This is a genomic window from Xanthomonas fragariae, assembly GCF_900183975.1.
Lineage (GTDB): Bacteria > Pseudomonadota > Gammaproteobacteria > Xanthomonadales > Xanthomonadaceae > Xanthomonas > Xanthomonas fragariae.
On sequence record NZ_LT853882.1, the window covers coordinates 3,847,045 to 3,870,171 of the forward strand.

Here is a 23,127-nt window from a genome sequence, read left to right on the forward strand (position 1 = left end):
GCGGGCGCCGGCTTCAGAAATTCGTTAGCACGGGCGCGCGGCGCACGCGCTGTTTGTCGCGCTGATGCCTGGCATTCATTGCAGCTGCGACAACGCCTCCTGGATCGGCGTCTGCCCGTCGACAAAACCCACCGTTTTGCCGATGGTGGCCGGTGTTGCAAAAGCAGCGGCGATCACCTTCGCCACGTTGGTACGCGACACGCCGCCATCGGCGCCAGCCGACCACACCACTGCATCGTGGCCCGCGCACTGCACGGAGATGGCATCGGTGTGTTCGATATCGAACACCACCGGCGTGGCGCCATCGGCAATCATGTCCTCTTCGTGGTCGGGATTGCGGAATAACGCCGTCGCCCGATACCCGCCGCGCACCAGCGGCGATGCAAGCAAACGCGCGACCTTGCCATGGCCGCCGATCAACACGATATGCGTCATCCACATCTCCAACAGTGCGCGACGCCAAGTCGCCGTATGCGGCCATCCTCGCCAATACGGTGCTAACGCGGTGTCATCGCAACGTCCACCGACGGCCAACGCATGCTGCTTCATTGAGAGCACCGATTTGCATCGCTTCCCGTCCTGATCACCACCATGATCAACGCATGCGGTACGGCGTCGAAACTGCATATTGCATAGGGCACGCTACGCACGGGCAGCCGTCAGCACACCACTACAAGACACGCAAGCCGCAATGACCGCATCGATCGCATCTGGGACACTACGCCCCCCCTATTTGCGAGATGCCGTATGTCCACCTCCACCGAGTTCGGTCCCCGCGTTGGCTGTGGCGCTTTCATTCGCCGTGGCGATGGCCGCCTGCTGCTGGTGCAACGCGGGCGTGCGCCCGAGCAAGGCCATTGGGGATTGCCCGGCGGCAAAGTGGACTGGATGGAGACGGTGGAACACGCAGTGGTACGCGAAGTGCTTGAAGAAACCGGATTGCGTGTCCAGTTACAAGGTGTGCTGTGCGTGGTCAGTTACCTCGAGCCGGCGCTGTCGCCGCCAGAGCACTGGGTGGCGCCAGTGTATCTGGCCGCGATCGAAGGCAGCGAACAAGCCGTGCGGCGCGAGCCGGAAGCGATCCTGAGCATTGGCTGGTTCGCGCTGGATGCGCTGCCATCGCCGTTGACCACCTCCACATTGCAGGCACTGCAGCAGTTGCACGCGACCAGCGCCGCTGCCCCTGGCGTCTGAGTGGCGCCTCATCGGGCAATGGATATCGGCGGCGTCCATTGGAAACTGCAGCCACACGATCTTCTTCGTACCCATCGCTACGCTGGCGGTTGCTTTCTGTCGTGGGTCGCACCGTCTTCCGATCTTCGCGCCTTTGTGGTTCGTGCCGTCATCGTGTGCATTGTTCGGTATCGGTATCGGCATCGTGCCCGGCCGTGTCGGTGCGTTGTTGGCCGCACCGCTGACGGTGGTGAGCTTTGTAATTGATCAAACGTCTGTACGTGCAGGAAGCGTTGGATACACCGACGGCGATTGCTGGGCAGAAACAGACGTGACACGCGCGTTTTTGCAGTGGTGGATCTGGGGCGTGAATCAGGTCTGCATGTCATGGGACCGGCCGGGGCATGCGTTCCATCTGACCGATAAACTGCCGGAAAGCCAGCAGGCACTGCGCGTGGCCGCACTTTTTTTGAGCAGCCATCTGGGTCTGCCACTACCGCCGCTGGCGACATCGCTCTAACGCCGCGCTGACGCCGGCTAGGCGCGGCGCTTACATCCTTTTGCCTAGGTTGAGGCCGACTAGGTGCTGCACATGCAGCGCCGATATTGATCAGGAGAAATCGGATGAGTCTGCAAATTCCTCAAGGTGCGCTGGTTGTGGTGGCCGACGGCGGCGAAGCGCGTTGGTTCACCAACACCGGTAATGAAGCCAAGGTGGTGCTGCGTCAGCATGCGCGCACCGATGTACAGAACGTCGATGACGACGGCCCCGCCGGCAAGGCGCCGCAGGATCTCACAGGGGCAGACCTGGACGAAATGACCTTCGCCAAGCAGCTGTCGCATGCCTTGAACGATGGCGCGCTGAAGCAGGAGTATACGCACTTGGTGCTGGTTGCCGACCCGACCACGCTAGGCCGCGTGCGCCCGCTGTTGCACAAGGAAACCCAGCAGCGCCTGGTGGGCGACCTTGCCAAGGACTTAACCAACCTGCCGTTGGCAGATATCCAGCGCGCATTGTCATAAAATTGCTAACAAAACGTCGCGAACAGTCGCCAGCTGGGTGCGGGCGGCGCGGAGAAACCACAATGTAAGCGCCGTACATGCCGATTCCGGGCAGCGGGCGCGCCCGCATGGCGGTGAGCGCAGTGGTTTTGTTAGCCACTCTTGGAGCGCAACCGGGCTTATCGATACAACCAAGCTACCACCGTCGCGTTTTTTTGGTGCGGTCGATCTGAGGACTGGTATTCGGCCCGCTCGGCGACCGTTATGGGGCGATGGCAGATCTCAAGATTCATCTTGTGGGCTTTCGCTGCGTAGACGCCGATGATCACGCATTGTGGCTGAAAATTGCGGCATTGCCGCGATAGTGTCCAGTTCGCTCGTCCAGCGCTCACGTGGCGCTGAGTACCATCGGCCCAGGCCCCAACGAACAAGAACAGGCATGACGATGCTTCCGATACCGGTGATGGACGCTGCCGCGCAGCGCGATTTGGTCATAGCCCACGCATTGCTGGAAAACCCCGGCGTAGCGGCGCAATTGGCCAACGCGCTGGGCGCGCCGATCGAGAGTCTGATCACCCGGCGGCTGCCCAAAATAATCACCCGCAGCATCGACGGCGCCACGCGCCGTGTACTGCAGGTGGCGATGAAATCAGCCTTGCTGAGCTTGCGCGACAAAGCCGATACGCAGCGGCCCGCGTCTACCGCGCGCCACATCATGGTGGTGGCAGTGGCCGGCGGTGCAGGTGGCTTTTTCGGACTGCCCGGCCTGATGGTGGAGCTGCCGGTGACCACCACAGTGATGCTGCGCTCCATCGCCGATATTGCGCGTTCCGAAGGCGAATCGCTGCAGAACCCGGAGACCGCACTGGCCTGTCTGGAAGTGCTGGCACACGGCGGGCGCAGTATCAGCGATGATGGCGCCGAATCGGGCTATTTCGCATTGCGTGCGGCGATGGCGCAGCAGCTCAGCGCCGCCACGCATTACGTGGCGGCGCATGGATTCGCCAGCAAGGGCGCACCGGCACTGGTGTCGTTGGTGTCGCGTGTTGCCGCCAAATTTTCGATAAACGTGGGCGAAAAACTCGCCGTGCAGGCGGTGCCGCTGGTCGGTGCGGTGAGTGGCGCCACGCTCAACACGTTGTTTATGCGCCACTTCCAGTCAATGGCGCGCGGGCATTTCATCGTGCGTCGGTTGGAGCGGCGTTTTGGCAAAGAGGCAGTGCGACGTGCGTATGCGGCGTTGCCCGCGTCGGGTTGAACGACTGCGTCTCGCAGTCGCGGAAGATGCTGATCAGGATCATCATCGCATGAGCGGCCAGGCGATGAGCTCGGCGAGGTGTGGGATATTGCTCAAGGTCACCTCCAAAAACCTCGAATCCATCAATTGCGCGCTATGCGCATCAATGACTTGCAAGTGCCTTGGTCGAGTCTTTTGGGGTTATCAGAGGTGCCCATAAGATCGTCAGGACATTTTTCGATGACCAAGCCATTTTCGCCTGCTTCTGCACGTAATCGCGACCCGATCCTGAACGTGTTGCGCACGCACTTTGCCGATCGACATCACGTGCTGGAAATCGGTGCGGGCACCGGCCAGCACGCGGTGCATTTTGCGGCGGCAATGCCGTGGTTGCGTTGGCAGGCCAGCGATCATCCGGACCATCTACCGGGTATGCGTCAGTGGTTGGACGAGGCAGCGCTACCGAATACGCCGCCGCCGATCCCATTGCAGGCGGTGTTGACGCCCATGCCAGGTTTGGCACCAGCACCGCCATTGCCGCCTGTGCAGTCGGGCGAACCGGTTGGCTATGACGCAGTTTATAGCGCCAACACTTTGCACATCATGGGCTGGCCGCAGGTGCAGGCGTTGTTCGCGGGATTGCCTGCGGTGATGGGGCTGCAGGCGGTGTTGGTGGTCTATGGGCCGTTCAATCGCGATGGACAATTCACCAGCGAGAGCAACCGGGCGTTCGATGCGATGTTGCGTGAGCGAGATGCAGCCTCTGGAATCCGCGATGCGGAAGCGGTAGACGGGGTGGCGGCGGAGGTGGGATTGCGGTTGGTTGAGGAAGTGGCAATGCCGGCAAATAATTTTTGTCGGGTGTGGCGACGGAGTAAATAGTAGGGTCTGAACAAGTATGCGGCAGCAGCAACCCGCACCACCGATGTCGGACAAGGTGGCGAAGGTACGACGGTCCATAGCGGTTCTCCGTTCACTGCGCGCATCCCATTGCCGGACGCCAGTGGTTGAGCCGCACGGCGCGGGCGGGTTTGGTCAAGTGCAGATGACCGCCCGTTTTGGTATCCCGTATGCCGGGCCAGAATTCAAGTCGCCCATACCGAACGCGACTGCTGCTTGTGGCAACGGCCAATCCTCTAGCATGCACCGGGGCGATGGTTGAGCGCATCGCAGCCGCCCTCGTTCGTGTGTATCTGCGGCAGGCACACGCTCTATCTCTGCCGCATCACTTTTTTGGACTCTTCGATGAACACAGTTTCGCGTGCCGCGTTGGCAATCGCGTTTAACGTTGCCGCGCTGCCTTCGATGGCATTGGCCGCCGATTGGTACGTCTCTGCGACAGGTTCTGACAGCAATCCCGGAACACTCGCCGCACCGTTTTCCAGCATCATGGCCGCGCAAACTGCGGCATCCGCTGGCGACACGGTCTACCTGCGCGGCGGCACCTATCGTCTGAGCAATACCAGCATCAGCACCGTCGGACCAGTACGTGCGGTGGTCAACAATATTGTAAAAAACGGCATTTCCTACGTCGGCTATGCGGAAGAATGGCCGGTGTTCGATTTTTCCTCGGTTACTCCAACGGATCGGCGCGTGGTGGCCTTTCGCGTAGCCGCCAGCAACTGTGTCTTCAAAGGCTTTGACGTCGTTGGCGTTCGCATCACCATCGCCGACCGGCCGACCCAGTCGAAAGCCTTCTTTGTCGACGGCGGCAATAGCAACCTGTTCGAAAACCTCGCCATCCATGACGGCAATGCGATTGGCTGGTATGTGGTCGCTGGCAGCAACAATCGCGTACGCAATGTCGATGCGTACAACAACAAGGGTTTGAACGCATTTTCGGATGGCAATATCGATGGATTTGGGGCGCATCCGACTCTTGCGGGAAGTACCGGCAACATCATTGAGACCAGCCGCGCTTGGTTCAACAGCGATGATGGCTTCGACCTCATCAATGACGCTGCGGCAGTCACCCTGCAGAACAATTGGTCGTTCTATAACGGGTACGACACCGATTTTACTCCGCTGGGCAACGGCGCCGGTTTCAAGGCAGGTGGCTATGGCCGCAATGGTGCAGCCTATCCCAAGCCGGTGCCACGCCACGTGGTTCGCTTCAATCTCGCCGTTCGCAATCGCACCAACGGTCTTTATGCCAATCACCACATCGGCGGGCAAGACTGGATCAGCAATACGGGGATCAGTAACGGACGCGCCAACTACGATATGCAATCCACGCTCGATGACAATCGTACCGATGTCCCGGGCTACGATCACTATCTGGCCAATAACCTCGCTTACGGTACCCGTCTGGAAATCACCAACCTGGGATCGGCGGCGGAAAACGACATAGGACGCAATTCCTTCACCCTGCCGCTGAGCGTTGTGACCAGTGATTTCGTCAGCCTGGATGACCGGCAACTCATGCGTCCACGCCAGCGTAACGGCTATCTGCCCGCGATCACCTTCGCGATACCAGCGCCAGGCAGCGCACTGATCGATGCCGGCACCAATACCGGAAACCCCTTCAACGGACGCGCACCGGATCTTGGTGCATTTGAATCCCGGTAAATGCGGCACAGATGCAATGGTGCTGCGGCACAGCATCAGCGTGGCAACACTGCTCACAGAAGCTGCGTTGCAACCGCTGCACGTGGCGAGGCATCGGTATGAGGCAGGCCAGGCAGGCAGTCCTGGACGCTGTGGTGCAATCCGTTGTGGAGCCGGCGCGCACGTCTAGTGAGACGTGAAAGTTGATTGGGCCGCGACGGGCCGCAGCCTTGCGGCTTGTCGCAGATGCGCACAACACCACCCGAACGCTGGTGTTGTGCTGTTAATCAATCTTGGTCTGATGCCGGCCCGGCGCACATCCTTGACCCTGCGCCTCATCAAATTCAAGGTGATACCGCGTGGCCTCATTCACTTCGTTCTTCGAGCCCAAAAACACCGGCACACGTTGATGCAACTGCGTGGGTTGAATATCCAGAATGCGTTTGCGCCCCGTGGTCGCGGCGCCGCCGGCCTGTTCGACCAGCATGCTCATCGGGTTGGCTTCGTACATCAGGCGCAGTTTGCCGGGCTTGGATGCGTCTTTCTTGTCCCAGGGATAGATGAAGATGCCGCCGCGGGTGAGGATGCGGTGCACGTCGGCGACCATGCTGGCGATCCAACGCATGTTGAAGTCCTTGCCGCGGCTGCCCTCCTTGCCGGCGAGCAGGTCGCCTACATAGGACTGCATGGCCGGTTCCCAGTGACGTTGGTTGGACATGTTGATAGCGTATTCAGCAGCGTCGTCGGGCACGCGCATGTTGGCCTGGGTCAGCAGGAAGCTGCCTTCTTCGCGCTCCAGGGTGAAGGCGTGGGTACCGTGGCCGAGCGTAAGCACCAGCATCGTGCTGGGGCCATAGATGCAGTAGCCGGCGGCAACCTGTTGGGTGCCCGGCTGCAGGAAGTGTTCGTCGCCCGGCTTCTGGGTGCCTTCCGGAGCGCGCAGCACAGAGAAGATGGTGCCGACCGAGACGTTGACGTCGATGTTGGAGCTGCCATCCAGCGGATCGAACAGCAGCAGGAAATCGCCGCTGGGGTATTGGTCGGGTACCGGTTGGCTGTGGTCCATTTCTTCCGACGCGCACGCAGCCAGATGGCCGCCCCAGGCGTTGGCTTCGAGCAGGATGTCGTTACTGAGCACATCGAGCTTTTTCTGCGCCTCGCCCTGCACGTTGCCGGTGCCGGCATCGCCGAGCACGCCGCCCAGGGCACCCTTGCTCACGGCAATGGAGATGCGCTTGCAGGCGCGCGAGACGATGGTGATCAGCTGGCGCAATTCCGGGTCGATACGGCCGGCGTGTTGCTCTTCGATCAGGAAGCGGGTCAGCGAGGGACGCGACATGGGAGTGGGCAGCCTGTGTAGGAAGTGGTCCGTCATTGTCGCCATTGCGCTGTTAGATTTCGATTACTTGATGCGCGTTTTGCATCGAAACTGATCGAACGTGCGCGAATGTTGCGGGCGACCTTGGAGGCCGACATGCTCCATCTGCCCTTCGTCCCCCTTCCCACCGCAGGTGGGAGAAGGAGCGGCGAACGGCCACGAAAAACCGGAAGGCTTGCGCGCTCCCGGTCTGGTGTTTCAAGCAAGCGCTGCGATCACATCCGGCTGACAGTCGCCACCGCCTGTGCCACATAGTCGAGGTTGCGCTGGCTCAGTGCGGCCACGCAGATGCGGCCCGTGCCGACGGCGTAGATCGCAAACTCGTCACGCAGGCGATCCACCTGCGTTCTGGTCAGGCCCGAGTACGAGAACATGCCGGCCTGGCGCTGGATGAAGTCGAACTCCGGTGCGCCCAGCGTGGCGAGTTTTTCCACCAGTCCGGCACGCAAGGCGTGGATGCGCTCGCGCATTTCGGTGAGTTCCTGCTCCCACAGATCGCGCAGCTCCGGGCTGGTCAGCACCCCGGCCACCAGTGCAGCGCCATGCGTGGACGGGCTGGAATAGATCGTGCGGATGATGCGCTTGACCTGCGACTGCACGGCCTTGGCTTCGGCGGCGGTAGCCGAGACCACCGACAGCGCGCCCACACGTTCGCCATACAGCGAGAACGATTTGGAGTAAGAGCTGGCGACGACGTAGTTGTCGATGCCTTCGGCAGCGAGCAGACGCACCGCGTAGGCATCGGCCTCGATGCCCTTGTCGAAGCCCTGGTAGGCGATGTCGACGAACGGGAACAGTGTGCGTTCCTTCAACACGCCGGCGACCTGCTTCCACTGTTGCTTGCTCAGATCCGCACCGGTCGGGTTGTGGCAGCAGGCGTGCAGCAGCACCACGGTGCCCGGCGCGAGCTTGGCCAGATCGGCGAGCATGCCGTCGAAGTTCAGACCATGGCTGGCGGCATCGAAATAGGTGTAGTCGACAACCTCGAAGCCGGCCGCGCCGAATACCGCGCGATGGTTTTCCCAGCTGGGGTTGCTGATGGCGATGGTGGAAGTGGGCAGCAGCTTTTTGAGCAGGTCTGCGCCCACGCGCAGTGCACCGCTACCGCCGACGGTCTGCGAGGTCGCCACGCGGCCGGCGGCCACCAGCGCCGACTCGGCGCCGAACAGCAGCTCCTGGGTGGCCTTGTCGTACGCGGCCAGGCCGTCGATCGGCAGATAGCCGCGCGGTTTGGCGTCCTGCGCGAGCTGCTGCTCGATCTTGTGCACGGCGCGCAACAGCGGGATGCGCCCGTTTTCGTCGTAATAGATGCCCACACCCAGGTTGACCTTGTTGGGGCGGCTATCGGCGTTGTAGGCATCGGTCAGGCCCAGGATGGGGTCGCCTGGAACCTGTTCCACGTTTGCAAAGAAGGACACGGCATGACTCGCTGAAGGACGAAAAAGTGAAGGACTTCCGGGGTGCTCGACCGCGGCAGGGTCAAAGCCCTCCATCGTATCAGGGCATGGCAGGCAGAGCATGCTTGGTTCCGTACGCAACGATATCGATGCAGCGATACGCAATGGACGCACCCGTCACATCTTCATTTCGGCGTGTGTGGCGCGGCTGATGCGCGCAACGCCGCCACTCGCATGGACTGGACGCCGGTGAGCGATTTCATCGTCGGCGACCGCGATGCGCTGCCCGGCGTGTTGTTTCAGTTACCTTTTCAGTGGTCTGTCTCGGCTGAAGGCGCGGTACCCGGCTTCTTGGCCGGCGTGTCGCCATCGGCCGGAATCAACCGCTCGGGCGCATCGCCCGCACCGCGGTCTTCGTAGTGTTCGGCATCGCGTTTGCCGTGCTGTTCGCCCAGTTGGGCGGGCTGGTCGCGCAGTGGGTCGCGGGACATGGCGTACTCCTGGATGCAAGATGGGCAGCCAGTTCACCGCGCGCGCGGTGAAGAGCACGCAAATCGCAAGACGCATGTGTATTTCTCACGCATGGATCACCGCAGCGGCATTACTGATGTGGCCCCCCAACGCCGCACCGTGGAGCAGACCCATGCGCCGCCTGGACCGCCGCCCCGATCGTCGCCTGTTCACTGCTCATGTCCACCCCGCGCCGGTCGACCCCACGCTGGCCAAGCGCGCTGCAGTCAACCATGGCAATACGACAACGGCCACCGATGCATCTGCACGCAAGACACCAACCGAACGCGTGCGTTCGACGACATCCAAGGCCACTGCAACATCGACAACGACGGCGTCCGGATCCACCGCCTCCAAATCCGCATCCTCCACCTCCGCATCTGCAGACGGGGTGACCATCACCCATCCCGAGCGCGTGGTGTTCCCCATTATGCGAATCAGCAAGAGCGATGTGGCCGACTATTACCGCGCAGTGGCACCGCTGATAGTGGCGGAGATTGCACGTCGCCCTTTGTCGTTGCTGCGTTGCCCGGACGGCGCCGGTGGCGACTGTTTTTTCCAGAAGCACAAAGGCCGTCACTTGGGCGCACATATCAAGGCGATCGCACTGCAGCAAAAAAGCGGCACTGTGGATTATCTGTACGTCGAAGATATCGCCGGCCTGCTGGAGCTGGTACAGATGAACACGCTGGAGCTGCATCCATGGGGCGCGCAAGTCGACGACCCGGAGCATCCCGATCGGTTGGTCTTGGACCTAGACCCTGGCGAAGAAGTCGCATGGCCAGGCGTGGTTGCTGCAGCGCGCGAAATTCGCGCCAGGTTGCGTGCAGCCGGGCTCGAAAGCGCAGTGCGCCTGTCCGGCGGCAAGGGCCTGCACGTGGTGGTGCCGATCGTACCGGAAGCGAGCTGGGACCAGGCACGTGACTTCTGCTAAGCCTTCGCGCAAGCGTTGGCGACGCAGGCACCAGAGCGCTACATGGCAACCATGAGCAAGGCCAAGCGCCACGGGGTGATCTTCGTCGACTGGCTACGCAACGGCCGCGGCAATACCAGCGTGTGCTCGTGGTCGCTACGCGCCCGCGACAAGGCCACTGTGGCAGTGCCGTTACGCTGGGAAGAGCTCGGCAAGATCAGCGGGCCGGATGCGTTCCCGATGGACAAGGCATTGCAGCGTGCCCAGCGTCAGCGCGCAGATCCATGGGCATCGGTACTGGCGCTCAAGCAACGCCTGCCGACGGGCAATGAAAAAAATTAGCGACAGCGACCAGACGCAACGCCACCGTCGTCGTGTTTTGCCCGAGCCGCAGGCCATGCATGCGGCCGGAGTCGCATTGTCACCGGTCGATTTCCGAGTCGATTCCCGTCAAGGCGAAACCACAGTCTCCCGCGTCACCCGGCTCAGCGCATCGCCGCTGATCTCGGCAATCGAATGCGTACCGGTCAAGGTCATCGCCACGCGTATCTCGCGCTCGATCAGGGAGAGCAGATTCTCCACACCGGCCTGGCCAGCGGCCGCCAGTGCGTACACGAACGCACGCCCGAGCAGCACCGCGTCGGCGCCCAGCGCGAGCATGCGAACCACGTCCAGGCCGCTGCGGATGCCCGAGTCGGCCAGGATCTTCAGCTGCCCCTTCACCGCATCGGCAATCGCCGGCAACGCACGCGCGCTGGACAACACGCCGTCGAGCTGGCGGCCGCCATGGTTGGACACCACGATGCCGTCGGCGCCGAAACGCACCGCATCGCGCGCATCCTCCGGGTCGAGGATGCCCTTGATCACCATCGGCCCGGTCCAGAACTCGCGGATCCATTCCAGGTCTTTCCAGGCGATGGACGGGTCGAAATTGGCGCCCAACCAGCCGATGTAATCCTGCAACCCGGTCGGGCTGCCGCGATAGGTCGAGATGTTGCCCAGATCGTGCGGCTTGCCGAGCAAGCCAACATCCCACGCCCAGCGTGGATGCGTCACCGCCTGCAACATGCGCCGCAGCGCCGCGTTGGGCCCGCTCATGCCCGAGTGCGCATCGCGGTAGCGCGCGCCGGGCGTAGGCATGTCCACGGTGAACACCAGCGTGGTCACCCCAGCGGCCCTGGCGCGCTCCAGCGCGTTGCGCATGAACCCGCGGTCCCTGAGCACATATAGTTGGAACCACATCGGTCGCTCGATCGCCGGCGCCACTTCTTCGATCGGGCACACCGACACCGTGGACAACGTAAACGGAATCCCGCACGCGGCCGCCGCACGCGCCGCCTGCACTTCGCCACGTCGCGCGTACATGCCGGTCAGGCCGACCGGCGCCAACACCACCGGCATCGCCAGGGTTTGGCCGAATAACTCGGTACTCATGCTCAAATCGGACATATTGCGCAGCACCCGCTGGCGTAGTGCGATATCGGCCAGATCCGAGACGTTGCGCCGCAAGGTGTGCTCGGCATAAGCGCCGCCATCGATATAATGAAACAAAAACGGCGGCAAGCGCGCCTGCGCGGCAGCACGGTAATCGGAAGCGGCAGAAATGATCATCGAAGACGAACGGCAGCTGCGGGGTGTCTCTGAGTGTAAGACGATCCGTGGTGCGGGTGGACCGCGCTGTCGTGCATGCTGATGTGTGCCTGGGCCGTAGCAGTCGATCAACGCGAAGAGCGATGAGAACGAGATTGGAGTTCCCAAACGTGCTCCAGCGCAATCTACTGCACTAAGGAAGGTCTGAACAACTCCCTCTGATCCTGCGACAATCGCACAGAGCCCAAGGAGACGACGACGATGCAACTGTCTTTCGGCGACGCGGAGTACAACGGCAAGCGCAAGCGGACGCGTCGGGAGGTGTTTCTGTCGGAGATGGATCAGGTGGTGCCGTGGAAGAGCCTGCTGGAACTGATCGAGCCACACTACCCGAAGTTAGGCCAGCCGGGCCGACAGCCTTACCCGCTGGAAACGATGCTGCGCATCCACTTTTTGCAGCAGTGGTATGCACTGAGCGACCTAGGGGCCGAAGAAGCCTTGTACGACACGGTGTCGATGCGCCGTTTCGCGAAGATCGGCGGGCTAGACGATGTGCCGGACGAGACCACGATCCTCAGCTTCCGCCGGCTGCTGGAGACGCACGATCTGGCGCGCAAGCTGTTCAACCGGGTCAATGCGCATCTGTCGCGCAAAGGGCAGAGCCTGCGCGGCGGAACCATCGTGGACGCCACGATTATTGCCGCGCCCAGTTCGACCAAGAACCGGGACGGGCAACGTGATCCGGATATGCACCAGACGAAGAAAGGCAACTAGTACTATTTCGGGATGAAGGTGCACATCGGCGTGGATGGTCAATCCGGCCTGGTGCACCACGTGGAATGTACGGCGGCCAACGCTGCGGACATCACGCAGGCGCACAAGTTGCTGCACAGCTAAGGAAGATACGGTGTGCGGGGACAGCGGCTACACCGGACTGGAGAAGCGCGAGGAGATGGCGACCAAGCGCGAGCTGCGCTACCTGATCGCGGAAAAGCCCTCGAAGCTGAAGCAGATCAAGAACAAGCGCGAATTGAAATGGGCCAAGCGTTGGGAGCACGCCAAGGCCAGCCTGCGGGCGAAGGTGGAGCATCCGTTTCGAGTGATCAAGCGTCAGTTTGGCTACGTCAAGGTGCGCTATCGCGGCCTGGCGAAGAATACGGCGCAGGTGCTGACGCTGTTTGCGCTGTCGAACCTGTGGCTGAAACGAAAGCAGTTACTACCTGCTGTGGGAAGCGTGCGCCTGTAGCCCGGGGATTCCCCTCGAAATGCGCCGAAAATGGCGCAAAATCCGATGATCCGAACGCGACTTTGAGCAACGATGCCACATCCCGCGTTCTCAGGCCTCGTTGATCAGAGCATCCTTAGCTAACGGCTACATTCAAAATTTGTAGAAGATATTTTTACGCAACCAACGCTCGAAAAGCGTCGGATCGCGCATCCAAGGTTGTTAGTGCGTGATTATGGTCTCGCATAGTCTTTTTCTCGTTTAGCGGCCCAAGTGGGGTTTTTGATAAGGATAGTGTCGAATTCATAATTCGACCTGTGGGTGTATGCGTTGCAGCTGAGGCAGCAGCCGGTGCCGGCTCGATCCTGAGGCCGAAAGTACAATCGCCACCGGCGCGGTGATTCAGGCAGCGGCAGCAAAATGTCCATGGAATCCTAACGGCAGCGCGTACGGCAGCCATGCTTCGGCAATCGGCCCGGCATCGATGTGGCGTGCGTCCAGCACCATCAGCCAACTGCGTGCGCGAGTGGTGTCCAGCACGGTGCCGACCAACCACCCGTCGTCGGGGCGCTCACTACCGGGCTTGGGCACGAACACGTGCTCTTCGGCCAGCACATCGGCACCATAGCGATGCACCTGGCGGCGGTCACGCTCCAGGTCGTAGCCGGCGACTGCGCTGAGAAATGGCGACGCATTGGCCCCATCGCTGCACGGCGCATACAGGCGGGCGCCACGCGTGCCTAAGGTGCGTGCGTCAAATGTCGGCAGTTCTAGATTATCCACTGCATGCGGCTGCCAGCGCGCGCTGCCGTCGGCCAGATCCAGATGCAGGCTGCGCAGTTGCACCGCAGCAGGTTGCGCCGACGCGTCGCCCAGCATGGCGGCACGCATCGGTGAGCGCGCCTCCTCCGGGTCGGTATGCACCACAGCGCGCACGACGATGCGTTTGCGGTGTTCGTAGGCATCGGCGAAATGATAGGCCACCGCAAAGTCGGCCTCGAACCAGCGTGGCTGGTCCAGCGCTTCCTTGGGCACCACTGCGATCCGACACGGCGCATCCGGTGTGAAACGCATCTGCTCGAAGAAAGCGCCGTCGCCGTCGAGCCGTCGATACGGCGCCAGAACAAAGACCAGATGGCGTTCGGTCATCGCAAAGCTGTGCAGGTAGCCGGGCGCATCGGTGCGCATCAGCTGCACCGTACGTAGCGTGGCGTTGGCATTGAGGTGCCAGATCACCACACCGGTGGCGCCGATCAGGCCGATCGAGCCGAAGTTCCAGACACTGCCGTCGTGATCGATCAGCGGGTGCGCGGAGAACGGCATCGCGGCCAGATCGTCGCGCCAGGTCACCGGACCAAGCGTGTCCAGTGCGTCCGGGTCCAGCTCGATCGCCGATCCCGCCTCCCAAAGCGCGAACAGCCGGCCATTGAGCATCGCCACTGAAGTATTGGCGGTGTTGACGTCATCGTTGTTGCGCGCTGGCTGCATGTCCGGCACCGAGGTTCCGGCAGCGCGATAGAGGAAGCGACCTGCCTGCTGTTCCTGGGTGAACTTGTGCGTGGCCACCATGCGTGCACGGTGCTGCACCTGGGCACCATTGAGCCGCCAGCGGTGCACCATACCGTCGCCGTCGGACCAGTGCGCGTAGCGAAAACCCGCCCGTTCGGTCCATGCCGGACTGTTGCGATACAAGCTGCCAGCAAGGCCGTCTGGCAGCTTGCCGCGCAGGGCTGCGGTGGTCGGTCCGAATGTCGGGCTGGTCACGCTGCGCCATCTCAGCAGCCACGGCGTGCGCTGCAGCTGATCGTGAAACCGCGCCGCCTCGGCAGCCTGCGCTGGCAGGCTGCGCAGCGCCAAACCGCCAAATGCTGCACTGCCGGTAGCGGCCAACAAGGACTGTAGGAAACGACGGCGGTGCATGCACGGCTCCTTATGGCCAGCTCAGAGAACTCAGCGCATTTCCACGCTGATGTGTTTGCCGCTCGCAGGCAGGTCGAAGGCCGCCTCGTCGAACGTTGGCTTGCGCATTGTGTGTGGGTTATTGCTGAAACCGTAACCTTCCACCGGCATGCCAATCAGATTGGTTTCGAGCTTGCCGTTGCTGTTCTCGTCGTGATTGACCATCACCGCGTAACGGCCGGGCGGAAGGTTCTTGAACTGGATGTGCGGCGTGCTGCTGGTGATCGGTACGGTCTGCGCCTGCACCGGTCGTTGTGCACCATCCAGCTGTGCGGTTGAGGCAATCACCACCACACGCAACATGCCTTGCTGTGAGCGCAGGCCGCTCAAGCCCACGTCCAGATCCGCGGCGTGCGCGATGCCGCCGAGGAGCAAGCCCAAGATGCCGACCAGGGTGCAGGTCCTATACCGCATGCAAGTCTCCTTCAGTGCGCCGGATGCAACACGTACCCGGCCGTGCTACGCAACTGGGCAGGTCCTTGCAGTGGCGACCATCGCAGTCTCGATCCGCGCAACAATGCCTTGCGATGCACAGTGCCGCCATCGCGTTGAGCACGCGCGCCGCAAACCGACGCCATGCGCGGTTCCAGCACGATGGTCTGGCCGTTGCCTCCATACAGCAGCGTGTGTTGCGCATCCGGCTGTTTCGCGCGCAGGCCAGCGATTAAGATGCCCCCAGCATCCTGCTGACGAGGAGAACACGTTGATCATCCATCCCAAAGTGCGCGGCTTCATCTGCACCACCACGCACCCGCTTGGCTGCGAGCGCAATGTACTTGAGCAGATCGCCGCAACCCGTGCGCGCGGCGTGCGTCACGACGGCCCGAAAAAGGTGCTGGTGATCGGCGCGTCCAGCGGCTACGGCCTGGCCTCGCGCATCACCGCCGCGTTCGGCTTCGGCGCCGACACACTGGGCGTGTTCTTCGAAAAACACGGCAGCGCCACCAAGGCCGGCACCGCCGGCTGGTACAACTCGGCAGCCTTCGACACGCAGGCCAAGGCTGCAGGCCTGTACAGCAAGTCGATCAATGGCGATGCGTTTTCGGATGCCGCGCGCGCGCAGGTGATCGAGTTGATCAAGACCGAGATGGGCGGGCAGGTCGACCTGGTGGTGTACTCGCTGGCTTCGCCGGTGCGCAAGCTGCCGGGCACGGGTGAAGTGAAGCGTTCTGCGCTCAAGCCGATCGGGCAGACCTACACCGCCACCGCCATCGACACCAACAAAGACACCATCATCCAGGCCTCGATCGAGCCGGCCACCGAGCAGGAGATCGAAGACACCATCAACGTGATGGGCGGGCAGGATTGGGAATTGTGGATCGATGCGCTGGAAGGCGCCGGCGTGCTCGCCGATGGCGCGCGCAGCGTGGCCTTCAGCTATATCGGCACCGAGATCACCTGGCCGATCTATTGGCACGGCGCACTGGGCAAGGCCAAGGTCGATCTGGACCACACCGCGCAGCGCTTGAACGCGCGCCTGAGCAAGTATGGTGGCAGCGCCAATGTGGCGGTGCTCAAGTCGGTGGTGACCCAGGCCAGCGCCGCGATCCCGGTGATGCCGCTGTACATTTCCATGGTCTACAAGATCATGAAGGAAAAGGGCCTGCACGAAGGCACCATCGAGCAGCTCGACCGCCTGTTCCGCGAGCGCCTGTATCGCGAAGATGGCCAGCCTGCCGAAGTGGACGATGAGAACCGCCTGCGCCTGGACGACTGGGAACTGCGCGACGACGTGCAGGACGCCTGCAAGGCGCTGTGGCCGCAGGTCACCACCGAAAACTTATTCGCACTGACCGACTACGCCGGCTACAAATACGAGTTCCTCAAACTGTTCGGCTTCGAGCGCAACGACGTGGATTACGACGCCGATGTTGCGACGGACGTGACCTTGGATTGCATCGAGCTGGGTTGATTGCCGGGAGGGGAGATTCGGGACCGGGGATTCGCAACCGCGGCGTGTTGCGTCGCTGATCTTCAGCCAACCCGAAGACGTTGCAGCGACGGCAGCCGGCATTCGATGCCGGTTGTCGTTGGCTGATGTAACGAATCTCCTCTCTCCAATCCCGAATCCCCGGGAAGGCAATCGCCAATCTTGCGGTCACTACGGCCGTGGTGGTGGCATGACTTAGTCGCCCCTGAAAAACCCCAACCACCCAACGACCGCAAGGCCTTGATGTCTGCACCGGCGTTGATACGCCCAGGGTTTCCTAGACATCTCAAGGCCATGGAAAATGGTCGATTCGGAGGTGTCCATGAGCAGCAAGCGGTATACGGATGAATTCAAGATCGAGGCGGTCCGGCAAGTGACCAATCGTGGTTTCAAGGTGGCAGAAGTCGCGGAGCGACTAGGTGTCACCACGCACAGCCTTTATGCCTGGCTGCGCAAGTTCGGCAAGCCTGGCGTGGTGCAGCGCGCCGAGGTTCGGCGGCTGAAGGCAGAGTTGCGTCGAGTGACCGAGGAGCGCGACATCCTAAAAAAGGCCGCCGCGTACTTTGCCAAGGGGTAAGGGCAAAGTACGCCTTCATGCAAGCCCACTGTGGGGAATTCAGGGTGTGTGCGATGTGCCGGGTATTGCGGGTCAACCGGTCGGGCTATTACGCCTGGTTGTGCTCGCCCAACAGTGAGCGCGCCAAGGAAGATGAGCGCTTGCTTGGACTGATCAAGCACCACTGGCTGGCCAACGGCAGTGTCTATGGGCATCGCAAGATCACCAGGGATCTGCGCGATCTGGGTGAGCGTTGCAGTCGCCATCGGGTGCATCGGCTGATGCGCACCGAGGGACTGCGTGCCCAGGTGGGCTATGGTCGCAAACCGCGCTTCCATGGAGGAATGCAGTGCAAGGCGGCGGCCAACCTGCTTGACCGACAGTTCGACGTGACTGAGCCGGACACGACCTGGGCGAGCGATTTCACCTTCATCCGCACGCATGAAGGCTGGATGTACCTGGCTGTTGTGATCGATCTGTTTTCCCGGCAGGTTGTCGGCTGGGCGATGCGCGATCGGGCCGACACCGAGTTGGTCGTGTAGGCCTTGTTGTCTGCGGTGTGGCGGCGCAAACCCAACGCTGGTTGCTTGGTTCATTCGGACCAAGGGTCTGTCTACACCAGCGATGACTGGCGCAGTTTCCTGGCGTCCCATGGCTTGGTGTGCAGCATGAGTCGGCGTGGCAACTGCCACGACAACGCACCCATGGAGAGCTTCTTCGGACTGCTCAAACGCGAGCGGATCAGGCGGCGGACCTATTCCACCAAGGACGCCGCTCGCGCCGAGGTATTCGACTACATCGAGATGTTCTACAACCCCAACCGCCGCCACGGTTCAACTGGCGACCTGTCCCCTGTAGAGTTTGAACGGCGCTACGCGCAACGAGGGTCTTGAGTGTCTACGGAACCCTGGGCGTATCACCTACGAAGAAGGCATCAACCTCAACAGCGCCCTGCTGTATCTCAACTGGGGCGACCCGCGCACCGTCGAGCGCCTGATGCAAACCGTCAAAGCCTTCGACACCATTATCCAAGTGAATCCGCAGCGCCACCTGCTATTCGCCAGCAACTGGTTCGGCGGCCGCAAGGTCTACCGCGAACCCAACTGGCAATGGCAAAAGCCCTATTCCTTTCCCATCGTGCACCCCGCCCTGCTGCTGGGCGGCTATAACGCCGACCCCAACAGCCGCCGCATCGTCACAGGATTAGCCGACGGCTATCTCGCCCACGCCTACACCAACGCCAAGGGCAACTGGGCGCTGCCCAACGAGATCAACTGGCAAACCGGCAAAACCCGCGGCGGCGAACTGTTCGAAGGCAGCGGCGGCGCCGACACCTTGCACACCTTCTGGGCCGCCTACCGCTGGACCGGCGAGGCGCGTTATCTCAAACCGATTAACTACCGCGTCGCCAACAGCGGCCCCACTGGCCTGGCACTGCTCAACGAAAACTTTCTCGATGTCATGGGCAAGCGTAGCGCATGGAGCGGCAAGCTCATCGACGCTGTGAACAAACAAGACGGCAGCACCCCGGATTTTCCGCACCATGTAGCCTGGGAACAGACCGGCAACCTCGATTATCTCGCCACCATTTACCGCGCCGAAACTCGCGAGAAACTGCAAAACGTCTACATGAACACCGAAGGCCACTGGTGGAGCGACCGTGTCGAATCCCCCACCGTCAACCTGCAACGCGCACGCCTTGGTGGCGTGGCCCTCAAGCGCAATCAAACCTACCCCGGCCACACCGTGAGCTGGCGCTTCAATGACCCGGAAGCCGCCACCCAAGTCGCCATCGCCATCCCCGCCCCACAGCAAGGGCGTTTCACCGTCATCGCCTACAACAGCGCACGCATGACAGGCTGGAATGTGGCGCCGGGCCAATGGCGCATCACCCAAGGCGTGGACCGCGATAACGATGGCAAGATCGACGGTGCAGGCAAAACGTATGAGGTCGCTTTCGAGAAAAGTGCCTCGCTAGATATCGAATTCCCCGCGGGCCGCACCACCCTTCTGCAACTCGAACGCATTGCCGAAGCTAGCCCGGTGGAGCTGCGCCCGGATCTGGGTATCGGCTATGGCGATGTGCGCGTGACTGAAGATGCCATTGAAGTGACGGTGCATAGCCTCGGCCATGCCGATGCGCCGGCCGGGTTTGTGGTGCTGGAGAATGTGCGTGGGAGGGAGCTGGTGCGGGTGGGGTTTCCGGCACTAGCAGCCCCACGCGATCTGCACCCAATAACAATGCAGGTACGGCTGCTGCTATCCAATGCGGCAAACAAGCAAGCTGCGCAATTGCGCTTGATCATCGAGGGCGAGGTGGCAGAGATTACCGAACGCAACAATACGCTTCCACTATTGGCGCCAACCAACTTGATAACGCCAAAACAAAGCCGGTAGTCCCGACAAGCCTTAAGCCTTTCTCCCGCCTGCGGGAGAAGGTGCCCGAAGGGTGGATGAGGGAAAAGTAGACGGAATTCTCGTCAGTTGCTCAAGCAGATTGACGCAGCCCCCAAACTCAGCGAGGATCATCAATCGCCATATTTATGTTCATATTTTCTCTATTCCAAAGCCATGAACCTGAGCAAATCAGATATAGCAAAACGTCAAATTGAGACAGCCTGTGAGATCTTTCTCAACGAAGGTGATTTTCTCGCCATCGTGACGCTTGCTGGCGCAGCCGAGGAAATTCTTGGGAATCTCCTGAAGCGTGCCGGTAAAGCAAACAGCATGGACGACATCGTCGCACTGGATCAGCGGCTTTCTGGCGGGCTTCCTTTTAAAGATGTAATCGCTGAGGTCAACGCTGCCCGTAATGCCCTCAAGCATGCCCGTGATGCATCCGAGGACACCGTGCAGGTGCGTCCCGAGGATGCTCATGCAATGCTCTCAAGAGCTATCTCAAATTATGTTTCGCTCACGGAAGACATATCGGAATCCATGCTTTTTGTATTTAACAGAATTATTGCCCTGCATCATCCCAGCGTTGCTGGCTAACCATTTATTCAGGCCAGCTCCGCCTCACGGCGCGACTTAACCAAGGTATTAGCCATCATGAAAAATGATCGCCGCGTTTTCATTGACGCCGAAATTCTGGTGCTTGGGCAGCGCCGCTTCATAAAATCGGTAGCTATTCCTCTATATGAGCAGCTGGAAGAAATAGCGCCGAATTTTCCTGAGCCTGATGACAATGACCATTTCGAAAATATAGTTCACTCAAATCTGCAGGCCTTTTTCAATGAACTTGGTGGTGTTGCAACGGTTGGGGTTTTCTTAAGCGAGTGGGCAGCAAAAAAGCTGCTGGATGAGATATACGAAGCAACAATTAGACCTCGCTTCAAAAAAGTCTTTGAGGATTTTTTTAATAGATCAAGCAATGGTAAATTTTATTCCACCGCAATTTCAGCCAAAAGCAGATTAGATAATAACATAATTCTTGTTCTATCCATTGGCCGCAGCATGGAAGAAATTGAAGCTTGCAACAACCTTGTTTCTACCGCCTTCCAGAAAGGAATAGATCAGATCAAGGATCATCCAGATGGGACCGTCCGCTCCTATATCATCGAAGATCGCAACATCAGATTCAGCGGGCATTACCAGTCAAGAGTTCAAGCAGTAGATGCGTTGGCAAAGTCCATGTCGCCTTTTGGAACGATCAAGGCAATGCGACATGATGGCTAACAATTCGTTCAAGCTGATGCCGCTTCGCGGCACGGCTTAACTCATACATTAGGGTGCACTCAGATGATCACGCGATCTATGGAAGAAAAACGTGCCGATTACATCTCATCAATGGGAGAGGAGCTTGGTACTAGCTTCTACGAGCTCTTCCGGAAATTGATCGAGCTTCACGTCCTTTGGCAGCAGTACCGCCAGCTGTTTGAAGATGACACTACGATTCACTTGCTCAATCGAACCGCTGGCTTGTTCTTCAAGATCGTGCAAGACGAGCTTTGGGACAGTGTCTTGCTTGGGATTTCGCGGATGACAGATCCGACAGCAACAGGCAAGAAAAAGAACCTTACAATACAGTCATTGCCTCCGTTGATTATGGATACAGTGATGCGGGCTGAGGTTCAATCACTTTGCAACAAATCGTTGGAGTCAGCCGAATTTGCCCGCGAGCATCGCAACAAGCGCATTGTTCATCAAGATCACGACTACCACAGCAAACGAGATTTGGATCCTCTTAATGGCATAAGCAGGGCTCACGTGGAGCAGATGCTAGCGGCGTTGCAGGCTGTTCTAAACCGAATCGATTCATATTTCAGAGGCATCACTGTTATGTACGAGAAATTTGTGGATGCGAGCGGGGCTAGGACTCTAGTCAACAAACTGAGAGAGCTAGAACGGCTACAGGCTGGGGTCACTTGAGTTGTGCCGCAGGCTCGCCGTAGCTGGCGGGACCTAATAATCCATTCAACCTGTGGCGTGTGTTGATGCACAAGTGCAGAAACGGATGCCATTCCACCTCTGGTGACGCGGCGCGAGTTGTAGCAACACGAGTTGACATCCCAACCAACCCACAGCAATCTCTACCCCAAGGAGCGTAGAAACTCCTCAGACAGCGGTACCCACCTCCGAGATACCGGTGGGTTTTTTGTGCCCGTAGTTTCTTGCGAGCGCAACCGACGCGATGCCTGCGTCGGGAGGGCGGCTAATACAACACCCTTCGGGGGAATATGCCCGCCGTCTGTCTGCGGTTTCTAACCTCCCGACATCCCGTCGCCGGCCGGCGGCGGGGCCTGTTCGTCAAGGAGGCCCTTTGCCATGCGTCAGCCGCCATCTCGCACCACCACCACCGCCCGCAAGCGGGCACCACGCCAACCACCGCGCGACGCGGTCTGGCACATCAGAGAGTCGCCGCGCACCCTGATGCTCACGCCCGAGCAAGTGGCCGCCGCCAACGCGGCCGATCTTGCCAAACAACAGCGCGCACTACGCCGCCCGCGCCCACCGCAACACTGCACCGTCGGCTATGGATATTACCCCGCCAGCGGCCAACGCATCCCCACGCTGCGACTACGCGGCCGCTGGCTGGAACAACTGGGCTTTGCCATCGGCTGCAAACTCCACATCCGCCTGCGCGACGGCGAGCTGGTCGTCAGCGTTGCAAGCGCAGATTGAAAGGGGGAGTCGACAGCTGCACCGCGCTTGAAACGCAGGCGTGTGCGTCCGGCATATGCCGGACAACGAATGCCCTACGGCCAACGCCAATGGTAAAGCGCGCAATAGCACGTGGCTTTGATGCCGTTGCGTGCAAAGAACGTTGGCATCGCTCATCCCGCTTGCAACTGCACGGCATGCACGCGCATCACGTTCTCTCGTCGGCTTCAGATGGTCATCGCATCCACGCCATCTGGCGCTGTCTTGCCGCTGGCGGAAGAGAGCCAGTGCTGATCAGGAACAGTTTTCACCGCATCCGCATCCGCATCCGCATTGCGATGTGATGTGATGTGATGTGATGTGATGTGATGTGATGCGAGAGCAACCCATACATGCAATGCGTATACACAACGCGTGTGGCTGTTTCGCATTTTTGAGGCTGCATGACGGTGGCGTGCCGGGTGGCGTTATTGCCCGGCTGCTGCTGTGCCGGGTCTGCACATGCCGGGCTTTGATGGCAGGCACGTTCGGGGATACGGCCCGGTGAGCTGCGACACATCGTCTGGCAGGCTGCCGTGGACGCGCCGCCTCTGAGGCTGGTGGCCCC

At 60.6% G+C, this 23,127-nt stretch carries 19 protein-coding genes, 1 other RNA gene and 5 pseudogenes; 16 read left to right on the forward strand and 9 right to left on the reverse strand.

The features are described 5' to 3' along the window. Positions 1-75: 75 nt before the first annotated feature. On the reverse strand, positions 76-435 hold the full coding sequence (locus PD885_RS17850) for an NAD(P)H-binding protein (protein ID WP_040762762.1): 360 nt from the start codon (positions 433-435) through the stop codon (positions 76-78). Between the two features lie 312 nt (positions 436-747). Here PD885_RS17850 and PD885_RS17855 point away from each other — a divergent pair, with 312 nt between their 5' ends. The 3 genes and pseudogenes from PD885_RS17855 (at position 748) to PD885_RS17860 (ending at position 2,196) form a co-directional block, all read left to right on the forward strand. Continuing rightward, positions 748-1,194: an NUDIX hydrolase gene (locus PD885_RS17855; protein ID WP_088057026.1), complete on the forward strand. Its 447-nt coding sequence runs from the start codon at positions 748-750 to the stop codon at positions 1,192-1,194. Positions 1,195-1,524: 330 nt separating this feature from the next. Continuing rightward, positions 1,525-1,693 (forward strand): annotated as a pseudogene (locus PD885_RS22235) (alpha/beta hydrolase); the annotation flags it as partial. A 104-nt stretch (positions 1,694-1,797) separates the two neighbouring features. Beyond that, complete coding sequence (locus tag PD885_RS17860) at positions 1,798-2,196, forward strand: host attachment family protein (RefSeq protein WP_002809798.1); 399 nt, start codon at positions 1,798-1,800, stop codon at positions 2,194-2,196. A gap of 3 nt (positions 2,197-2,199) precedes the next feature. Here the strand turns inward: PD885_RS17860 and PD885_RS17865 are convergent. Then, a non-coding RNA gene (locus tag PD885_RS17865) (sX9 sRNA) lies at positions 2,200-2,275 on the reverse strand. A 339-nt stretch (positions 2,276-2,614) separates the two neighbouring features. Here PD885_RS17865 and PD885_RS17870 point away from each other — a divergent pair. The 3 genes from PD885_RS17870 to PD885_RS17880 all read left to right on the forward strand — a co-directional run bounded on the left by PD885_RS17870 (position 2,615) and on the right by PD885_RS17880 (position 5,980). Next, positions 2,615-3,433, forward strand: a complete 819-nt coding sequence (locus PD885_RS17870; protein ID WP_088057027.1) for an EcsC family protein — start codon at positions 2,615-2,617, stop codon at positions 3,431-3,433. 219 nt (positions 3,434-3,652) lie between these two features. Then, a complete protein-coding gene (locus PD885_RS17875; protein ID WP_002809790.1) occupies positions 3,653-4,294 on the forward strand; it encodes a DUF938 domain-containing protein in 642 nt (213 codons plus the stop codon). Between the two features lie 363 nt (positions 4,295-4,657). After that, entirely contained in the window at positions 4,658-5,980 is a 1,323-nt protein-coding gene (locus PD885_RS17880; protein WP_088057028.1) for a right-handed parallel beta-helix repeat-containing protein, read from the forward strand. Positions 5,981-6,242: 262 nt separating this feature from the next. Here PD885_RS17880 and PD885_RS17885 read toward each other — a convergent pair whose 3' ends face one another. The 3 genes from PD885_RS17885 to PD885_RS17895 all read right to left on the reverse strand — a co-directional run bounded on the left by PD885_RS17885 (position 6,243) and on the right by PD885_RS17895 (position 9,225). Then, positions 6,243-7,298, reverse strand: coding sequence for a class 1 fructose-bisphosphatase (locus tag PD885_RS17885; RefSeq protein ID WP_002809786.1), 1,056 nt, complete (start codon positions 7,296-7,298; stop codon positions 6,243-6,245). A gap of 254 nt (positions 7,299-7,552) precedes the next feature. Then, a complete protein-coding gene (locus PD885_RS17890; protein WP_002809784.1) occupies positions 7,553-8,755 on the reverse strand; it encodes an amino acid aminotransferase in 1,203 nt (400 codons plus the stop codon). 290 nt (positions 8,756-9,045) lie between these two features. Next, positions 9,046-9,225, reverse strand: a complete 180-nt coding sequence (locus tag PD885_RS17895) for a hypothetical protein (protein WP_002809782.1) — start codon at positions 9,223-9,225, stop codon at positions 9,046-9,048. Positions 9,226-9,617: 392 nt separating this feature from the next. On the opposite strand from PD885_RS17895, the pseudogene ligD reads away from it, so the two are divergent. Continuing rightward, positions 9,618-10,499: pseudogene (gene ligD / locus PD885_RS17900) on the forward strand (non-homologous end-joining DNA ligase); the annotation flags it as partial. 108 nt (positions 10,500-10,607) lie between these two features. On the opposite strand, the gene lldD reads toward ligD, so the two are convergent. Then, positions 10,608-11,768 carry an FMN-dependent L-lactate dehydrogenase LldD gene (gene lldD / locus PD885_RS17905; protein ID WP_088057029.1) on the reverse strand — a complete coding sequence of 387 codons (1,161 nt, stop codon included), beginning with the start codon at positions 11,766-11,768 and terminating at the stop codon, positions 10,608-10,610. A 240-nt stretch (positions 11,769-12,008) separates the two neighbouring features. Between lldD and PD885_RS22240 the strand changes: the two genes are divergently transcribed. Then, positions 12,009-12,521, forward strand: a complete 513-nt coding sequence (locus PD885_RS22240) for an IS5 family transposase (protein WP_231895756.1) — start codon at positions 12,009-12,011, stop codon at positions 12,519-12,521. Positions 12,522-12,533: 12 nt separating this feature from the next. After that, positions 12,534-12,993: pseudogene (locus PD885_RS22245) on the forward strand (transposase). 381 nt (positions 12,994-13,374) lie between these two features. Here the strand turns inward: PD885_RS22245 and PD885_RS17915 are convergent. Further along, the gene (locus PD885_RS17915; RefSeq protein ID WP_088057030.1) at positions 13,375-14,892 is read right to left on the reverse strand and encodes a carotenoid oxygenase family protein; all 1,518 of its coding nucleotides are present in this window, start codon (positions 14,890-14,892) and stop codon (positions 13,375-13,377) included. A gap of 30 nt (positions 14,893-14,922) precedes the next feature. Continuing rightward, positions 14,923-15,345: a DUF2141 domain-containing protein gene (locus PD885_RS17920; protein WP_002809769.1), complete on the reverse strand. Its 423-nt coding sequence runs from the start codon at positions 15,343-15,345 to the stop codon at positions 14,923-14,925. A 289-nt stretch (positions 15,346-15,634) separates the two neighbouring features. On the opposite strand from PD885_RS17920, the gene fabV reads away from it, so the two are divergent. From fabV to PD885_RS17960, 7 genes and pseudogenes are all read left to right on the forward strand, one after another. Next, the gene (fabV, locus tag PD885_RS17925; RefSeq protein WP_088057031.1) at positions 15,635-16,843 is read left to right on the forward strand and encodes an enoyl-ACP reductase FabV; all 1,209 of its coding nucleotides are present in this window, start codon (positions 15,635-15,637) and stop codon (positions 16,841-16,843) included. Positions 16,844-17,183: 340 nt separating this feature from the next. Then, positions 17,184-18,310, forward strand: a pseudogene (locus tag PD885_RS17930) (IS3 family transposase). Further along, positions 18,282-19,814, forward strand: a pseudogene (locus PD885_RS17935) (hypothetical protein); the annotation flags it as partial. The pseudogenes PD885_RS17930 and PD885_RS17935, both read left to right, overlap by 29 nt. Positions 19,815-19,901: 87 nt before the next feature. Beyond that, positions 19,902-20,411 (forward strand): hypothetical protein, encoded by a 510-nt coding sequence (locus tag PD885_RS21075; RefSeq protein ID WP_145954110.1) that lies wholly within the window; start codon positions 19,902-19,904, stop codon positions 20,409-20,411. A 57-nt stretch (positions 20,412-20,468) separates the two neighbouring features. Next, complete coding sequence (locus tag PD885_RS17945) at positions 20,469-21,095, forward strand: hypothetical protein (RefSeq protein WP_088057034.1); 627 nt, start codon at positions 20,469-20,471, stop codon at positions 21,093-21,095. A gap of 63 nt (positions 21,096-21,158) precedes the next feature. Next, positions 21,159-21,788, forward strand: coding sequence for an AbiU2 domain-containing protein (locus PD885_RS17950; RefSeq protein WP_088057035.1), 630 nt, complete (start codon positions 21,159-21,161; stop codon positions 21,786-21,788). Positions 21,789-22,184: 396 nt separating this feature from the next. Then, positions 22,185-22,541 carry a SymE family type I addiction module toxin gene (locus PD885_RS17960; protein WP_002809755.1) on the forward strand — a complete coding sequence of 119 codons (357 nt, stop codon included), beginning with the start codon at positions 22,185-22,187 and terminating at the stop codon, positions 22,539-22,541. A gap of 206 nt (positions 22,542-22,747) precedes the next feature. Here the strand turns inward: PD885_RS17960 and PD885_RS21080 are convergent, their stop codons facing one another. Further along, positions 22,748-22,951, reverse strand: coding sequence for a hypothetical protein (locus PD885_RS21080; protein ID WP_145954111.1), 204 nt, complete (start codon positions 22,949-22,951; stop codon positions 22,748-22,750). Between the last annotated feature and the right edge of the window lie 176 nt (positions 22,952-23,127).

What these genes read in the sequence shown, in the direction of transcription:
- PD885_RS17850 (WP_040762762.1), bottom strand. Translation starts at nt 435, where the DNA reads ATGACGCATATCGTGTTGATCGGCGGCCATGGCAAGGTCGCGCGTTTG.
- PD885_RS17855 (WP_088057026.1), top strand. Translation starts at nt 748, where the DNA reads ATGTCCACCTCCACCGAGTTCGGTCCCCGCGTTGGCTGTGGCGCTTTC.
- PD885_RS17860 (WP_002809798.1), top strand. Translation starts at nt 1,798, where the DNA reads ATGAGTCTGCAAATTCCTCAAGGTGCGCTGGTTGTGGTGGCCGACGGC.
- PD885_RS17870 (WP_088057027.1), top strand. Translation starts at nt 2,615, where the DNA reads ATGACGATGCTTCCGATACCGGTGATGGACGCTGCCGCGCAGCGCGAT.
- PD885_RS17875 (WP_002809790.1), top strand. Translation starts at nt 3,653, where the DNA reads ATGACCAAGCCATTTTCGCCTGCTTCTGCACGTAATCGCGACCCGATC.
- PD885_RS17880 (WP_088057028.1), top strand. Translation starts at nt 4,658, where the DNA reads ATGAACACAGTTTCGCGTGCCGCGTTGGCAATCGCGTTTAACGTTGCC.
- PD885_RS17885 (WP_002809786.1), bottom strand. Translation starts at nt 7,298, where the DNA reads ATGTCGCGTCCCTCGCTGACCCGCTTCCTGATCGAAGAGCAACACGCC.
- PD885_RS17895 (WP_002809782.1), bottom strand. Translation starts at nt 9,225, where the DNA reads ATGTCCCGCGACCCACTGCGCGACCAGCCCGCCCAACTGGGCGAACAG.
- lldD (WP_088057029.1), bottom strand. Translation starts at nt 11,768, where the DNA reads ATGATCATTTCTGCCGCTTCCGATTACCGTGCTGCCGCGCAGGCGCGC.
- PD885_RS22240 (WP_231895756.1), top strand. Translation starts at nt 12,009, where the DNA reads ATGCAACTGTCTTTCGGCGACGCGGAGTACAACGGCAAGCGCAAGCGG.
- PD885_RS17915 (WP_088057030.1), bottom strand. Translation starts at nt 14,892, where the DNA reads ATGCACCGCCGTCGTTTCCTACAGTCCTTGTTGGCCGCTACCGGCAGT.
- PD885_RS17920 (WP_002809769.1), bottom strand. Translation starts at nt 15,345, where the DNA reads ATGCGGTATAGGACCTGCACCCTGGTCGGCATCTTGGGCTTGCTCCTC.
- PD885_RS17945 (WP_088057034.1), top strand. Translation starts at nt 20,469, where the DNA reads ATGAAAAATGATCGCCGCGTTTTCATTGACGCCGAAATTCTGGTGCTT.
- PD885_RS17950 (WP_088057035.1), top strand. Translation starts at nt 21,159, where the DNA reads ATGATCACGCGATCTATGGAAGAAAAACGTGCCGATTACATCTCATCA.
- PD885_RS17960 (WP_002809755.1), top strand. Translation starts at nt 22,185, where the DNA reads ATGCGTCAGCCGCCATCTCGCACCACCACCACCGCCCGCAAGCGGGCA.
- PD885_RS21080 (WP_145954111.1), bottom strand. Translation starts at nt 22,951, where the DNA reads ATGCGAAACAGCCACACGCGTTGTGTATACGCATTGCATGTATGGGTT.